The following is a 14213-nucleotide window of genomic DNA, read 5'->3' as shown; positions in this document are numbered from 1 at the left end:
GGACCGGATCAGGGTGACCCGGAACGGCGCTCAGCGCACCCGGCGCGCGAACGCCCGGACGTCGCCGACGAACAGCCCGGGCTCCTCCAGCGCCGCGAAGTGCCCGCCGCGCTCGAACTCGGACCAGTGGGCGAGGGTCGGGAGGATCCGCTCGGCCCACCGGCGGATCGGCCGGACGGCGTCCTCCGGGAAGACGGCCACCCCGACCGGCGCGGCGAGCTGCCACGGGCCGGCCCAGGTGCCGACGAACTCGGAGTCCAGCCGGTTGGACTCGTAGTAGAGCTGGGCGCTGGAGCCCGCGGATGCGGTGAACCAGTAGATCGCGGCGTTGGTCAGCAGCCGGTCGCGGGCCACGGCGTCCTCCGGAGCCGTGTCGGCGGCCGTCCACTCCTTGAACTTCTCGACGATCCAGGCGAGTTGGCCGACCGGCGAGTCGGTCAGAGCGTAGCTGATCGTCTGCGGGCGGGTGGACTGGATCTTCCGCCAGCCGGCCCCGTCCTGCTCGAAGTGCGCGGCGAACTCCAGCCGGGCCCGGTCCGCCTCGTCCAGGTCCGCGAACTCGGCCGGGTCCTGCGGCGGGAAGGTGGCGAGCATGTTGAGGTGGACGCCCGCGACGTGCGCCGGATCGGCCAGGCCGAGCTGGAGCGAGATCGGCATGCCCCAGTCGCCGCCCTGGACGAGGTACCGGTCGTAGTCGAGCAGGCGCATCAGCTCGGCCCAGGCCCGGCCGACCCGGGCGGTGTCCCAGCCCGTCTCCCGGGGGCGGCCGGAGAAGCCGTAACCGGGCAGCGAGGGGATGACCAGGTGGAACGCGTCGGCGGGGTCGCCGCCGTGGGCCCGCGGATCGGTCAACGGGCCGATCACGTCGAGGAACTCCGCCACCGAGCCGGGCCAGCCGTGGGTGATGATCAACGGCATGGCGTCCGGCTCCGGCGAGCGCACGTGCAGGAAGTGGATGTCCACCCCGTCGATCTCGGTCAGGAACTGCGGGAACGCGTTGAGCTGCTCCTCGGCCTTGCGCCAGTCGAAGCCGGTGCGCCAGTACTCGGCCAGGTCCTTCAGGTAGTCCAGCGGCACACCGCGCTGCCAGCCCACGCCCGGCAGTTCACCCGGCCAGCGGGTCGCCGCGAGCCGGCGGTCCAGGTCGTCGAGGGCTTCCTGCGGGACGTCGATACGGAAGGGGCGCATGTCAAAGTCCTCTCGGTGGGACGGTCGGGTCTCCCGGACGGTCGGGTCTCCGGGGCGGGCGGGCGGCGGCGGGCCGGGTCTCAGGCGGCGATCGGGGTGTTCTGGTACGAGGCGATCCGCCAGTCGCCGCCCTGGCGGGCCAGCACCCAGGTCGCCCGGATCGCGCGCTCGGCCGTCACCTCGGTGTCCCCGGGGGCCAGCACGCCGCCCCGGGTGACCACCACGGCCACGTCCTCGGCCAGCGGGCGGACCGACACCGGCTCGCCGGTGACCCGGGTGCCCTTGAACGGGCCGGCGAAGGCCTGGGTCATGAAGGCGCGGATCGCCTGACGGCCCGTCAGGAACACGTCGCCGGGCAGGATCAGGGTGGCGTCCTCGGTGAAGACCTCGGCGAAGCCGTCGGCGTCGTGCTGGGCCCAGGCGGCCACGATGCGCTCCGGGACGGCGCGCAGCGCGGCGGCGTCGGAGGTGTTGGACGGGGGAGTGGCGGACATGGCTCTCTCCTTCTCCTGGTCGCGGCCGCGATCACGGCGGCCGGGTGACGGCCAGCCTCACAGCAGCCCGTGGAGGGTGACAACTCCCCGATTGCGATGCCCGGTCGGCCGACACCCGGCCTGGCCGCCGCTCCGGGTGCGCCGCAATCCGGGAGATGCGGGCACCCCGCCCGGCTGCCAGCCTCGACAGGGCCGATCAACGACCGCGGCCCCCGGACGGCCGACCGTTCCGAGCGGGGCCGCCCACTCCGGAGGAGTCCAGATGACAGCCAAGGAATCCCCGTCCAGGGAAGAACTGGTGAGCCGTGCCGCCGAGTTGGTGCCGCTGCTGCAGAAGAACGCGTTGTGGCACGAGGAGCACCGCCGGCTGTCCGACGAGACGCTGGCCGCGCTCCGGGACTCCGGGCTGCTGCGGATGCGGGTCCCGGTCCGCTACGGCGGCTACGAGTCCGACATGCGCACCGCGGTGGACGTGATCGCCGAGCTGGCCCGCGGCGACGGCTCCACGGCCTGGGTCGCGGCGGTCTACGCGATCAGCTCCTGGATGGCCGGCCTGTTCCCGGACGAGGTGCAGGACGAGGTCTTCGCCGACCCGGACGTCCGGGTGAGCGGCATCCTCAGCCCGACCGCGGTCGCCGTACCGGTCGAGGGCGGCGTGCTGCTGAACGGCAAGTGGACCTTCAACTCCGGTGCGCTGCACAGCGCCTGGAACACCAACGCGGCCGTGCTGATGACCCCGGAAGGCCCGCAGCCGATCATGGTGGCGGTCCCGCTCGCGGAGCTGGAGATCGTCGACGACTGGCACACCACCGGCCTGCGCGGCTCCGGCAGCGTCACCACCGTCGCCACCGACCTGTTCGTCCCCGAGCCGCGGGTGCTGCCGATGGTCCCGGTGCTCCAGGGCCGGCACCGCTCCCTGGCGAACGCCGAGGCGCCCATCTACCGCGCCCCGTTCATGCCCACCGCCTGCGCCACGGTGGCCGCGCCCGCCCTCGGGCTGGCCAAGGCCGCCCGGGAGGCGTTCTTCGAGCGGCTCCCCGGCCGGAAGATCAGCTACACCGAGTACGCCAACCAGGCCGAGGCCCCGGTGACCCACATCCAGGTGGCCGACGCCATCACCAGGATCGACGAGGTGGAGTTCCACGCCCACCGCGCCGCCACCCTGCTCGACACCAAGGGCCCCACCGGCGAGGAGTGGACCCTGGAGGAGCGGGCCCGGATCCGGCTCGACCTCGGCGCGGTCTGCGCGCGCACCAAGGAGGCGGTGGACATCCTCAACACCGCCAGCGGCGGCTCCTCGATCTACACCACGGTGCCGATCCAGCGCATCGAGCGGGACGTCCAGACCCTCAACCTGCACGGCATCCTGCACCCCAACACCAACCTCGAACTGTACGGGCGGGTCGCCTGCGGCCTCGGGCCCAACACCCTCTACCTGTAGGCGTCGCCCCGCAGACGCGAGTTCGAAGACAGACCCGAGGGACAGGGCCGCCCGCCGGCGGCCCTGTCCCCGGCGTGCCCCTCCCACCGTTCCCACCGACTGCCGGAGGCTCACCATGGCAACCCCCGAACCCGTCGTCATCGACCCCGCCGGACACGACATCCACGGCGAGGCCGCCCGGATCCGGGCGAACGGCCCGGTCGCCCGCATCGAACTGCCCGGCGGCGTGCTCGCCTGGTCGATCACCGACCACGAGCTCGCCCGACAGGCCATGACCGACCACCGGCTGTCCAAGGACCCGCGGCAGCACTGGACGGCGTTCGCCGAGGGCCGGATCGGCGAGGACTTCCCGCTGATCGGCTGGGTGCTGATGGACAACCTCACCACCCGGTACGGCGCCGACCACACCCGGCTGCGCAAGCTGACCGCCGGGGCCTTCACCCCGCGCCGGGTCGAGGCCATGCGCGCCGAGGTCGAGAAGGCCGTCGAGGAACTGCTGGACGAGCTGGACCGCTGCGCACCCGGCGAGGTGGTGGACCTGAAGGCCCGCTTCGCCCGCCCGATGCCCGCCCGGGTGATCTGCGACCTGTTCGGCGTGCCGGCCGAGGACCGGGCGCAGATGCTGCGCGGCGGCGAGGCGAACATCGACACCACCCTCACCCCGGAGGAGTCGGCGGCCAACGTCGAGCAGTGGCACCGGGAGATGACGGAGTTCGTCGAGTCCAAGCGCCGCACCCCCGGGGACGACCTGACCAGCGACCTGGTCCAGGCCCAGGAGGAGGACGGCTCCCGGCTGAACGACTCCGAACTCGTCGGCACCCTGCACCTGCTGCTCGCCACCGGCACCGAGCCGGTGATGAACCTGCTCGCCAACGCGACCCGGGCCCTGCTCACCCACCCCGAGCAGCTGGCGCTGCTCCGCGGCGGTGCGGTGAGCTGGGCGGACGTGATCGAGGAGACCCTGCGGGTCGAGGCGCCGGTCGCCCACCTGCCGTTCCGCTTCGCGGTGGAGGACATCGAACTCGGCGGCGTCGTCATCCCCAAGGGCGAACCGGTCCTGATCAACTTCGCGGCGGTGGGCCGCGACCGCGCCGTGCACGGCGACAGCGCGGCCGCCTTCGACGCGACCCGGCCGGACAAGGAGCACCTCTCCTTCGGCCACGGCGTCTACCGCTGCATCGGCATGCCGCTGGCCCGGATGGAGGCCGAGGTCGCCCTCGCCGCGCTGTTCGACCGCTTCCCCGACCTCGAACTCGCCGTCCCCGCCGGGGAACTGGAGCCGCAGGTCACCTTCATCATGAACGGCGTGCAGACCCTCCCGGTCCGCCTCACGCCGCGAACCCGCTGACACGAAAGGGAGGCCGGCCTGATGTGGGCTGCCGTCGTACCCGAGGCCAAGGCGCGCTGGGAACTGCGCGAGGTCCCCACCCCCAAGGCAGGTCCGGGCCAGGTGCTGATCCGGGTCCACGCCTGCGGGCTCTGCCACAACGACCTCTGGGTCAGCCAGGGCGTCTTCCCCTTCCCGCCGCTCGACCCGGTGGTGGTCGGCCACGAGGCCGCCGGTGAGGTCGTCGAGGTCGGCCCGGGAGTGACCACCCGCCGGGTCGGCGACCGGGTCGGCACCACCTGGGTGCAGGCGACCTGCGGCCGGTGCGACTACTGCCGGCTCAACCTCCCGCTCACCGGGCAGTCCGGGATGAACTGCCCGGAGTCGGTGATGAGCGGCCTCACCGTCCAGGGCGGCCACGCGGAGTACGTCGCGGTGGCGGCCGGGAGCACGGTGCTGCTGCCGGACGCCCTCTCGTACGAGGCCGCCGCGCCGGTGCTGTGCGCGGGGTACACCGCGTGGAGCGCGCTGCGCGCCGCCAACCCCGAGCCGCACGAGCGGGTCGCGGTCCTCGGGATCGGCGGACTCGGCCACCTCGCCGTGCAGTTCGCCCACGCCGCCGGGTTCGAGACGGTGGCTGTCACCCGCTCGCCGGACAAGCACGGGCTGGCCCGCACGCTCGGGGCCGACCACGTGGTCGCCGACGGCGAGCAGCTGCGGGCGGCGGGCGGCGCCGACGTCGTCCTGGTGACCGGCACCTCCTACCGGGCCGCCACCGACTCCCTCCAGGGGCTGCGGCCGAACGGCCGGATCGTGCTCGCCACGATCGACCCGGTCGACTCCTTCACGATCCCGCCCACCAGCCCGTTCTGGGCGCAGCGCCAGCAGGTGATCGGCGCCACCCACAACGGCCTGGACCAGCTCACCGAGGCGCTGGACCTGGTCGCGTCCGGCGCCGTCACGCCGATGATCGAGACCTTCCCGAAGGAGCGGGTCGCCGAGGCCGTCGAGCGGGCCGACCGGGGCGAGGCGCGCTTCCGCGCGGTCGTGACCTACGCCTGACGCGCCGTCACGGCCCCGATGTGAACGCATGCGTACCGATGTGGGGAGGACACCCTGTACAGGCGAAGATTTCTGGGCCTCGCGGGCATCGCGGCGGCCACCGGTGTCGGGCTGCCGGTGAGCGCGCTGGCCGGCGGGAAGCCGCTGCCGCCCGGACCGGCCGCCGCCGGGGGACCGGCCAAGGGGCCGTTCGCCGTGCGGATGCCCGTCCCGCCGACCCTGCGGCCGGTGGCGCGGACCGACGACACCGACGTCTACCGGCTCGACGTCCTGGCCGCCGACCTGGAGCTGCTCCCGGGCGTCCGGACCAGCTGCCTGACCTACGGCGGGAGCTTCGTCGGCCCGACGATCCGGGCCCGGGAGGGCCGCCGGGTCCTGGTCACCTACCGCAACCGGCTGCCCGAGGCCGTCAACGTGCACCTGCACGGCGGCCACGTCCCGGCCGACAGCGACGGGCACCCGATGCAGCTCATCGACCCGGGCGGCGAGCGCCGCTACGAGTACCCGAACCGCCAGCCCGGCGCCACGCTCTGGTACCACGACCACAGCCACCACAGCGAGGCCGAGCACGTCTACCGCGGCATGCACGGCTTCTACCTGATCGAGGGCGAGGACGAGCGCCGGTACGACCTGCCCGGCGGCGAGTACGACGTCCCGATCGCGATCCGCGACGCCGAGTTCGACGCCGAGGGCCGGCTGGTGCACGGCGACCCGGCGAAGCGGAACGTGATCCTGGTCAACGGCCGCTCCAAGCCGTACTTCCCGGTGGCCGCCCGCAAGTACCGGCTGCGCCTGCTGAACAGCTCGACGCTGCGGTTCCTGAAGCTGAACTTCGGCTCCCTGCCGGTCCTCCAGATCGGTTCGGACGGCGGTCTGCTGCCCGCGCCCGTCGACCGGACCGGGACGGACTTCCCGCTCGCCGCCGGTGAGCGGGTGGAGCTGGTCGTGGACTTCTCCGGGCTGTCCGTCGGCAGCCGGGCCGCACTCACCAACCAGGGCCAGTTCACCGGCGACGACCGGACCGAGCCGGTGCTGCAGTTCAGGGTGGACCGCAGGGGGCACGACCGCAGCCGGGTGCCCGCCGTCCTGCGCCCGCTGCCGGAGCTGCCGCCGGCCACGGTCCACCGCGAGCTGACGCTCTCCTTCGACCTGGACGGCACGCCGGTCGGCCTGGTCAACGGGCTCGCCTTCGACCCGGACCGGGTCGACCAGCGGATCCGGCGCGGTGCCACCGAGATCTGGACGGTCACCAACGGCGACAGCGCCACCAAGTACGGCCCGATCCAGCACTCGTTCCACCTGCACCTCGCCCAGTTCCGGGTGCTGGACCGGGACGGCCGGCCGCCGCTGCCCGGTGACGCCGGCCTGAAGGACACCGTGCCGCTTCCGCCCGGCACCTCCGTCCGGGTCCAGGCGACCTTCACCGACTACCTCGGCCGCTACATGTACCACTGCCACATGCTGGAGCACTCCTCGGCGGGGATGATGGGCCAGATGGAGATCGTCGACTGATCCGCGGACGCCGGGGGGGGGGGGGGGGGGGGCCCCCCCCCCCCCCCCCCCCCCCCCCCCCCCCCCCCCCCCCCCCCGGCGTCCGCGCACCGGCCCGGGGCCCGGCTCCGACCCCCGTCCGCGCACCGGCCCGGGGCCCGGCTCCGACCCCCGTCCGCGGGGGCGGCAGCCGGGCCCCGGGCCGTCACATCTCCAGCCCCTGCTCGAACATCACCTGACGGACCTCGACCCCCGTGTGCCGGGCGTCCGGGATCAGCGCGGCCAGCTCGATCGCGCGCTCCCTGGTCTCGACGTCGACCAGGTAGAAGCCGCAGACGAACTCCTTGGTGTCCAGGTACGGCCCGTCGCTGTGCACCGGGCCGTCGTCGCGGACCCGGACGGTCGTACTCTGCTCCGGCACCGCCAGCGCCTGCGTGGTGACCAGTTCGCCGGACTCCTTGATGAGCTTCATGAAGTCGCCGTGGCCGGCGTACACCGCCTGCTGCTCGTCCACGGACAGGCCGTCCCACAGCACCGGGTCCATGTGCATCACGAGCAGGTACTTCATGATTCTCACTCCTTGGGCCGTGGCCCCCGGGCGTCTCCGGAGGGTCCTCACTGGAGACGTCGGAGCCGACGGGCCGTTCTCGACGTTTTCCGGCCCGCCGGTCTGTTGTGCCCCGCGGAGACTCCGGCCGTCGGGGCCCGCCGCAACGGGACGGGCGCGGGCGCGGTGCAGGGGGGCGCGGGCACGAGAACGCGCGGCCGGCCGTGAGGGTTCACGGCCGGCCGCGCGGGGACCGGTGTCAGCGCACCAGCTGGGCGGCCCGGGGGCCGGTCCGCTCCAGCCACCAGTGGGCGACCAGCAGGTTGACCACCCAGCCCGCCCAGTTGGCGACCTCCAGCAGCGTCGGGAGGTCGAGCTTGAAGCCCGGGACGTACCCCATCAGCTCGACCACCACCCGGCCCCAGCTGGTGCCGAGGGCCATCGCGAAGCTGTAGACCATCCAGCGCCGGTGGTCGACGTACCGGCGCTGCAGGGCGGCCCGCAGCCCGAGCACGGTGGTGAGCAGCCAGAGCCCGCCCATCATGGCCAGGCCGATCTGGCCGCTCGGGGCGGTGGAGTACGGCAGCAGCACCAGCGCCAGCAGCCCGCCGGGCAGGGCCCCGGCGAAGACGTACACCCGGCCGCTCACCCGGTGCACCGCCGGGTAGTGGCGGCGGATCCACGGCAGGACCTGGAGGAACACCGTCACCATCGAGATGTTGCCGAAGACGACGTGCCCCACCAGGACGGCGTAGTGCGCCGGGAAGTCCGCGTCCAGCGGGATCCGCGCCTGCCCCGGCCCGCCGGTCAGGTAGCGGGGGAAGGCGTACACCAGATTGAAGACCACCAGGACGGCCAGGGCCGCCACCCATGGGCTCTGCCACCAGCTCGGTGCGGCCGCGGCCGCACCGCCGCCGGGTCTCGCGCGTTCCCGCCCGGCGGCCAGCGCCCCGGACGGCTCCGTGTTCTGTGTCACCGCTGATCCTCGTCTTCCGTTGGGTCCGGGCGGTTCAGTGGTGGTACTCGCCGGCGTTGACGTCCAGGCAGTGGCCGGTGACGGCGCGGGAGAGCGGGGACATCAGGAACAGCACGGCGTCGGCGACCTCGTCCGGCTCGGGGAGCCGGCCGAGGTCGAGGGTGGCCGCGACCTCGTCGTAGATGTCCTGGACGGTGACGCCGCGCTGCGCCGCCCACTGGCCGAAGCCCTCGCGCAGCGCGTCCGCCCAGATGTAGCCGGGGGCGACGGTGTTCACCCGGACGCCCTGCGGGCCGAGTTCGGTGGCCAGGCTCTGGGCCAGCGACAGCAGGGCGGCCTTGCTCATCTTGTAGGCGCCGAACAGCCGCTTGGAGTGCCGGATCACCGCGGAGTTGATCATCACGACCGAGCCCCGGTTCTCGGCCAGGGCGGGGGAGAACAGCCGGGTGAGCCGCAGCGCGGCGTAGACGTTGGTCTCGAACCCGGCCCGGACGTCCGACAGTTCGACCTCGCCGAGGTCGACCAGCGGCGGCACCGCGAAGGCGTTGTTCACCAGGGCGTCGATCCGGCCGAAGGTCTCCGTCGCGGCCTTGACCAGGGCGGCCGCCGACTCGTCGTCGGTGATGTCGGTCGGTACCGCCAGCGCCCGGCGGCCGGTCCGCTCGACCTCCGCGGCGATCTCCGCGATCCGGGAGCCGGTCCGGGCGGCGAGCACCACGTCCGCGCCCGCGTGCGCGGCGCGCAGGGCTATCGAGCGTCCCAGGCCGGGGCCGACCCCCGAGACCACGACGACCTTGTCCTCAAGCATCCTGATCCTCCAGCAAGTCCGGGTGTGCGTCGGTTGGTTCGATCGACAGTGCGTGGCGGAACACGTTCCGGGGGTCGTACGCCCGCTTGACCCGCTGCAGGCGCGGGTAGTTGGCGCCGTAGTAGAGCGTCGACCACGGCACCCCCGAGGTGTTCCACGCGGGGTCGGCCAGGTCGCTGTCGGGGTAGCCGATGTAGGTGCCGTCGGTGAAGGCGTCGGAGACGGGGACCCCGCCGGTCCCGGCGTGGACCTCGCGGTAGAACTCCCGGATCCAGGAGACGCAGGCCTCGTCCTGGTCCGCGGACTGCCAGACGCCGCCTCCGTAGAGGACCTTCAGGACGGAGTCCCGCTGGACGGCGGCGGTGGCGCCGGGGGCGACGGTGTTGACCTTCCCGCCGAAGCCGGCGACCACCAGGCACGACATCGGGTTGATGTGCTCCGGATCGGTCAGGTAGCGCCAGATCACCCCGAGTTGGCGGTCGGTGAAGCCCTTGCGCAGGTAGGCGGCCTTGTCCTTGTAGCGCCCCTTGGGGTCGTTCGGGAAGCTGTACGAGGGCAGCCAGGAGCTCAGCCACGGCACGACCTCGGTGAGGTGCACCGAGGGCTCCACCCCGACCCCCGCGCTGACCGAGTCGAAGTGCTCGGCCAGCACCTTCTCGGCGTCGGGCCCGTCGTGGTCGATCACCACGACCATCCCGAACGCCCCGGAGTCCCGGTGGGTGACGATCAGGTTGCTCCACAGGCCGGCCGCCGGCGCGTCGGCGTCGTCGTGGTCCTCGTACCAGGTGCAGTAGTTGCGCAGCAGGGTGGTGAGGGAGCGCTCGGTCATCCGGGCCCAGGGCCACATCACCGTCCGCTTCCACACCCGGGCCGGAGCCCTGGGCAGCAGCAGGGCCGGGTCCGCGGCGTCGGCCCCGGGGGTGCGCAGCCAGTACCTGGTCACCACGCCGAAGTTGCCGCCGCCCCCGCCGGTGTGGGCCCACCAGAGGTCGTGGTGCGGGTCCTCGGGGTCGGCGGTCGCCACCACCGCGCGAGCCCTGCCGGACTCGTCGACGACCACCACCTCGACGGCGTACAGGTGGTCGACCACCAGGCCGTCGCGGCGCGAGAGGTGCCCGTAGCCGCCGGCCGGGAAGTGGCCGCCGACGCCGACCTCCAGGCAGGTGCCGGCCGGGATCGTCACGCCCCAGCGCTTGAAGAGGGTCCGGTAGACGTCGCCCAGCAGGGCGCCGGAGCCGACCTCGATCGCGCGCCGGGCGGGATCGTAGGAGACGCCGTTCAGTTGGGACACGTCCAGCAGCACCTGGATGTCGGGGGAGGCGGTGAAGTCCTCGAAGCAGTGCCCGCCGCTGCGGACCGCGATCCGCCTGCCCGCCGCCACCGCCTCGTCGACGGCCGCCACCACCTCCTCGGTGCCGGTCACCACGTGCACCTGGTCGGGTCGTCCGACGAAGCGGTGGTTGTAGCCCTGGACGAGGTTCTCGTACCGAGGGTCCCCGGGCCTGACCACCGTCGGCCCGGTCGGATCAACGGTCCTGTCGCTCATGCTCGTTCGTCCTTCCACGTGCGCGGCCGGCCCAGGTCGCCCCGGGTGCCGGCCGTCGGGTCCCGGGGTCCTCCCGCACGGCCGGGGGAACCCGCCCCGTCCCGATCCCTCGCCGTCGGGACGGGGCGCGTTCCCCCGGGCCGGACGGCCGGCTAGCCGGCGTCGGGGGCGAACAGCTCGGGGGCCACGTCCTCGGCCATCGCCCGGGCCGACTGCCAGCCGACCTCGTGGGCGGTGCCGACGCCGCCGCAGAACAGCACGAACCGCCGGAAGCCCGCGGACACCAGCGCGTCCAGCTTGGCCCGCACCGTCTCGGGCGAGCCGACCAGGGCGAACGGGTTGCGGAGGTAGGACTCCGCGGGAGCCTCGAACACGCCCTGCACGCCGGTGTCGCCCTCCTTCGCGAGCTCCGACAGCGGGCTGTCGGCGGGCGAGGCGCCGGCCATCCGCGCCAGCACCCCGCCGGCCGTCTCGATGTGCGAGACGAAGCCGGCGCGGACGATCTCGGCGGCCTCGCGGTCGGTGTCGGCGACCACGGTGAAGCAGCTCGCCGCGGTGTTCGCCATGGACAGCTCGTGTCCGTGCTCCTTGCCGACCTCGAAGTAGCGGTGCAGGCGGGTGACCATCTCGTCCACGCTGATCTTGGACATGCCGCCGGCCGACGGGTCGAGGTTCAGCCCGGTGAACACGTTCCAGCCGCGGCGGGCCGCCATGGCGAGGGAGCCGTCCGTCTCGGCGGCCACCCACAGCGGCACGCGCGGCTGCACCGGCCGGGGCCACACGGTGACCTTCGCGACCTCGGTGTCCTGGAGGAAGGCGGTGTACGTGGCGGTCAGGTCGTCCTTCGCCACCGGGTGGTCGATCCGGTTGACGGCGCCGTCGACGAGGTCGGCGCTGTGCTCGAAGGCGGCCCGGTCGCCGCGCCGGCCGAGGCCGATCTCCAGGCGGCCGTTGGAGAGCACGTCGATCATGTTGAACTGCTCGGCGAGGTGCAGCGGGTGGTGCAGCAGGGCCAGGTTCACGCCCGTGACCAGCCGGGCCCGGGTGGTCCGCGCGGCGAGCGCGGCCAGCAGGATGTTCGGGTGCGGGGAGATCGACGACGGGCCGAAGTGCTCCGGCACGCTCAGGCCGGCGTAGCCGAGGCGCTCGGCCTCGACGCAGTGGTCGAGGTAGGTCTCGTAGAGGCGGGCGCCGAGGACCGGATCCCACTCCTCCGGCGAGCGCGAGCCCGTGGGCGCGTAGGTGAGGTTGTCCCAGTAGACGAACTTGACGCTGTTCGGGTCCTCGGAGAGTGTGCTCATGCCGGTGGTTCCCCTCTGTTCGCAAGGCTCGCAGTGGATGTGAATCAATCTATCCAGGCAGGCGGGGGCCGCCATCTTCCAGATTGCCCGCGCGGTCCGGCCCCGGTTCAGCCGGTGCCGCGGGCCTCCAGCGACCGGGCCAGCGCGACCGCGTCCTCGCGCACCCGGCCGCCGAGGCGCGGGCGTTGACCGGTGTCGGAGTACTGCCTGGGCCGGCTGCCGCTGGTGCGGCGCAGCACGGTCATGCTGTTCTGCCGCAGCTTCCGGCTCTCCAGCAGGTTCAGCATCTCGAACTCGCCGGGGGCCATCCGCTGGGTGTCGGCGATGTACTCCAGGATCGCCTCGCCCTCGGGGTAGGTCATCAGGTAGTGCATGACCACGATCCCGCCGTCCGGGTCGATCAACTCCCAGAAGTTCTCGAAGAAGTAGAGGCAGTCCCAGGCGTCCACCCAGGCGAAGTCGATCGGCCGGAACTCCTCGGGGAGGCGGCCGACGGCCCCGCGCATGTCGGAGTTGACGACGGTGACCCGCTCGGCGAGGCCGAGTTCGCCCAGCACCTCCGTCACCAGCGGGGCCGAGGAGCCGGAGTCCGAGAGGTCGTCGATCGCCACGAACCGCGGCCGGTACGGCTCGCGGTAGCCGGCCGGCAGCAGCAGCGCGGGCTCGCTGTCGATCCACGCCTCGTCCAACTCCCGGCCGTCCGCGAGGTACGGCCCGGTCTTGCGGACCAGCGCGGCCGCCTCGGCCTCGGCCAGCTCCTCGGCCTCGGCCAGGGCCTTCGCCAGGAACGGCGTGGTGTACCCCATGCCGACCTCCAGCACCCGGCGGGGCCGGGCCAGGTGGATCAGGTGGGAGAGCAGCGGCGCCACTACCTCGGTCCCCATGCCGGGCACCCGCAGCCGCTCCACCGCGGTGCGGAACCGGTCGTCGAAGATTCCGTCACGCGTCATCGCCGGTGCCCCTGCCCTGCTGGTGCTCGATGGCCTGGTAGAGCGCCTTGATGTTGCCGCTGCCGAAGGAGCGGGCCCCCATCCGCTCGATGACCTCCAGGAAGAGGGTGTTGCGGGGGTGCACGGACTTGGCGAAGATCTGGAACAGCTGGCCGTCGTGGTCCTGGTCGATCAGCAGGTTCAGCCGCTCCAGCTCCGCCACCGAGTGCCGCAGCGGGGTGAGGCGGTCCGGCAGCAGCCGGTAGTACGCCTGCGGGGTGCCCAGGAACTCCACGCCCCGGCGGGCGATCGCGTCGACCGAGCGCACGATGTCGTCCGTGGTGAAGGCGATGTGCTGCACCCCCGGGCCGCCGTGGTCCTTCAGGAACTCGTCCAGGTGGCCGCTGACCCGGGCCTGGTCCGGTTCGATCAGGGTGAAGGTGACGGTGCCGTTCTGCACCACCTTGGTGATCATCACCTGCCCGTTGACCTCGATCCGCTCCGTGAAGATCAGCTCGAAGTCGAGGACCTCGCGGTAGAAGGCGACCGTCGCGTCGATCTGCCCGGGCTCGACGCAGATCGCGAAGTGGTCGACCTCCCGCAGGCCGAGGTCCGGCGCGGCCGGGTCGGTGTCGACGGGCGTCAGCCCGGGCAGCGTCCGCTCGTCCGCCCGGTCCGACCGCTGGACGAAGGTGTGGGCGATGTCGCCGACGCCCATGATGGTCGCGGTGACCAGCCCGCCGTCGGCGACCGGCCCGGCGACGGGCCGGGCACCGCGCCGCACGGCCGCCGCGAAGGCGGCCCGGGCGTCCGGGACGCGCAGCGCGATGTCGGCCACCCCGTCCCCGTGCTTCTCCACGTACGCCGCCGCCGGGTGGTCGCCCGGCAGCGGCTGGCTGAGCAGCACCCGGATGCCGTTGCGGCCGACCGCCACCGAGCGGAGGTCCGACGCCTGCGGGGCGGAGCCCGCGTACACTTCCAGGCCGTACCCGCGGACCAGCCACTCGGTGGTGACCGCCAGGTCGGCGACGTAGCAGGTGATGTGGTCGACGAGCATGCCGCAGAAGGTCTCCTGATCCGCGTCGAGGCTCATGTCAGACTCC

13 protein-coding genes are annotated in these 14213 nt (G+C 73.0%); 4 read left to right on the top strand and 9 right to left on the bottom strand.

Annotation, left to right across the window (positions count from 1 at the left end):
• Positions 1 to 30: 30 nt before the first annotated feature.
• Entirely contained in the window at positions 31 to 1188 is a 1158-nt protein-coding gene (locus tag ACIQI7_RS13865; protein ID WP_401108755.1) for an epoxide hydrolase family protein, read from the bottom strand.
• Positions 1189 to 1268: 80 nt separating this feature from the next.
• On the bottom strand, positions 1269 to 1682 hold the full coding sequence (locus ACIQI7_RS13860; RefSeq protein WP_401108752.1) for an SgcJ/EcaC family oxidoreductase: 414 nt from the start codon (positions 1680 to 1682) through the stop codon (positions 1269 to 1271).
• A gap of 262 nt (positions 1683 to 1944) precedes the next feature.
• On the opposite strand from ACIQI7_RS13860, the gene ACIQI7_RS13855 reads away from it, so the two are divergent.
• The 4 genes from ACIQI7_RS13855 to ACIQI7_RS13840 all read left to right on the top strand — a co-directional run bounded on the left by ACIQI7_RS13855 (position 1945) and on the right by ACIQI7_RS13840 (position 7024).
• Positions 1945 to 3123 (top strand): acyl-CoA dehydrogenase family protein, encoded by a 1179-nt coding sequence (locus tag ACIQI7_RS13855; RefSeq protein WP_387747416.1) that lies wholly within the window; start codon positions 1945 to 1947, stop codon positions 3121 to 3123.
• Between the two features lie 115 nt (positions 3124 to 3238).
• Positions 3239 to 4471, top strand: coding sequence for a cytochrome P450 (locus ACIQI7_RS13850; RefSeq protein ID WP_401108749.1), 1233 nt, complete (start codon positions 3239 to 3241; stop codon positions 4469 to 4471).
• 21 nt (positions 4472 to 4492) lie between these two features.
• The gene (locus tag ACIQI7_RS13845; RefSeq protein ID WP_387747420.1) at positions 4493 to 5512 is read left to right on the top strand and encodes an alcohol dehydrogenase catalytic domain-containing protein; all 1020 of its coding nucleotides are present in this window, start codon (positions 4493 to 4495) and stop codon (positions 5510 to 5512) included.
• A 117-nt stretch (positions 5513 to 5629) separates the two neighbouring features.
• A complete protein-coding gene (locus ACIQI7_RS13840; protein WP_401108745.1) occupies positions 5630 to 7024 on the top strand; it encodes a multicopper oxidase family protein in 1395 nt (464 codons plus the stop codon).
• Between the two features lie 184 nt (positions 7025 to 7208).
• On the opposite strand, the gene ACIQI7_RS13835 is transcribed toward ACIQI7_RS13840, so the two are convergent.
• The 7 genes from ACIQI7_RS13835 to hppD all read right to left on the bottom strand — a co-directional run bounded on the left by ACIQI7_RS13835 (position 7209) and on the right by hppD (position 14203).
• Positions 7209 to 7571: a YciI family protein gene (locus tag ACIQI7_RS13835; RefSeq protein WP_401108743.1), complete on the bottom strand. Its 363-nt coding sequence runs from the start codon at positions 7569 to 7571 to the stop codon at positions 7209 to 7211.
• Between the two features lie 238 nt (positions 7572 to 7809).
• Entirely contained in the window at positions 7810 to 8526 is a 717-nt protein-coding gene (locus ACIQI7_RS13830) for a DUF2306 domain-containing protein (protein WP_401108740.1), read from the bottom strand.
• 34 nt (positions 8527 to 8560) lie between these two features.
• Positions 8561 to 9334, bottom strand: a complete 774-nt coding sequence (locus tag ACIQI7_RS13825; RefSeq protein ID WP_387747428.1) for an SDR family oxidoreductase — start codon at positions 9332 to 9334, stop codon at positions 8561 to 8563.
• On the bottom strand, positions 9327 to 10880 hold the full coding sequence (locus tag ACIQI7_RS13820; RefSeq protein ID WP_401108737.1) for an FAD-binding oxidoreductase: 1554 nt from the start codon (positions 10878 to 10880) through the stop codon (positions 9327 to 9329). The genes ACIQI7_RS13825 and ACIQI7_RS13820 overlap by 8 nt, the downstream gene beginning before the upstream one ends.
• Before the next feature lie 152 nt (positions 10881 to 11032).
• Positions 11033 to 12181, bottom strand: coding sequence for an LLM class flavin-dependent oxidoreductase (locus tag ACIQI7_RS13815; RefSeq protein ID WP_401108735.1), 1149 nt, complete (start codon positions 12179 to 12181; stop codon positions 11033 to 11035).
• A gap of 107 nt (positions 12182 to 12288) precedes the next feature.
• Positions 12289 to 13131 carry a hypothetical protein gene (locus tag ACIQI7_RS13810; RefSeq protein ID WP_387747434.1) on the bottom strand — a complete coding sequence of 281 codons (843 nt, stop codon included), beginning with the start codon at positions 13129 to 13131 and terminating at the stop codon, positions 12289 to 12291.
• The gene (hppD, locus tag ACIQI7_RS13805) at positions 13121 to 14203 is read right to left on the bottom strand and encodes a 4-hydroxyphenylpyruvate dioxygenase (protein WP_401108732.1); all 1083 of its coding nucleotides are present in this window, start codon (positions 14201 to 14203) and stop codon (positions 13121 to 13123) included. The genes ACIQI7_RS13810 and hppD overlap by 11 nt, the downstream gene beginning before the upstream one ends.
• Positions 14204 to 14213 lie beyond the last annotated feature (10 nt).

It is taken from the genome of Kitasatospora sp. NPDC092039 (genome assembly GCF_044756065.1).
Lineage (GTDB): Bacteria > Actinomycetota > Actinomycetes > Streptomycetales > Streptomycetaceae > Kitasatospora.
This window is presented reverse-complemented; position numbering and strand designations above follow the sequence as displayed.

What these genes read in the sequence shown, in the direction of transcription:
- ACIQI7_RS13865 (WP_401108755.1), bottom strand. Translation starts at nt 1,188, where the DNA reads ATGCGCCCCTTCCGTATCGACGTCCCGCAGGAAGCCCTCGACGACCTG.
- ACIQI7_RS13860 (WP_401108752.1), bottom strand. Translation starts at nt 1,682, where the DNA reads ATGTCCGCCACTCCCCCGTCCAACACCTCCGACGCCGCCGCGCTGCGC.
- ACIQI7_RS13855 (WP_387747416.1), top strand. Translation starts at nt 1,945, where the DNA reads ATGACAGCCAAGGAATCCCCGTCCAGGGAAGAACTGGTGAGCCGTGCC.
- ACIQI7_RS13850 (WP_401108749.1), top strand. Translation starts at nt 3,239, where the DNA reads ATGGCAACCCCCGAACCCGTCGTCATCGACCCCGCCGGACACGACATC.
- ACIQI7_RS13845 (WP_387747420.1), top strand. Translation starts at nt 4,493, where the DNA reads ATGTGGGCTGCCGTCGTACCCGAGGCCAAGGCGCGCTGGGAACTGCGC.
- ACIQI7_RS13835 (WP_401108743.1), bottom strand. Translation starts at nt 7,571, where the DNA reads ATGAAGTACCTGCTCGTGATGCACATGGACCCGGTGCTGTGGGACGGC.
- ACIQI7_RS13825 (WP_387747428.1), bottom strand. Translation starts at nt 9,334, where the DNA reads ATGCTTGAGGACAAGGTCGTCGTGGTCTCGGGGGTCGGCCCCGGCCTG.
- ACIQI7_RS13820 (WP_401108737.1), bottom strand. Translation starts at nt 10,880, where the DNA reads ATGAGCGACAGGACCGTTGATCCGACCGGGCCGACGGTGGTCAGGCCC.
- ACIQI7_RS13815 (WP_401108735.1), bottom strand. Translation starts at nt 12,181, where the DNA reads ATGAGCACACTCTCCGAGGACCCGAACAGCGTCAAGTTCGTCTACTGG.
- ACIQI7_RS13810 (WP_387747434.1), bottom strand. Translation starts at nt 13,131, where the DNA reads ATGACGCGTGACGGAATCTTCGACGACCGGTTCCGCACCGCGGTGGAG.
- hppD (WP_401108732.1), bottom strand. Translation starts at nt 14,203, where the DNA reads ATGAGCCTCGACGCGGATCAGGAGACCTTCTGCGGCATGCTCGTCGAC.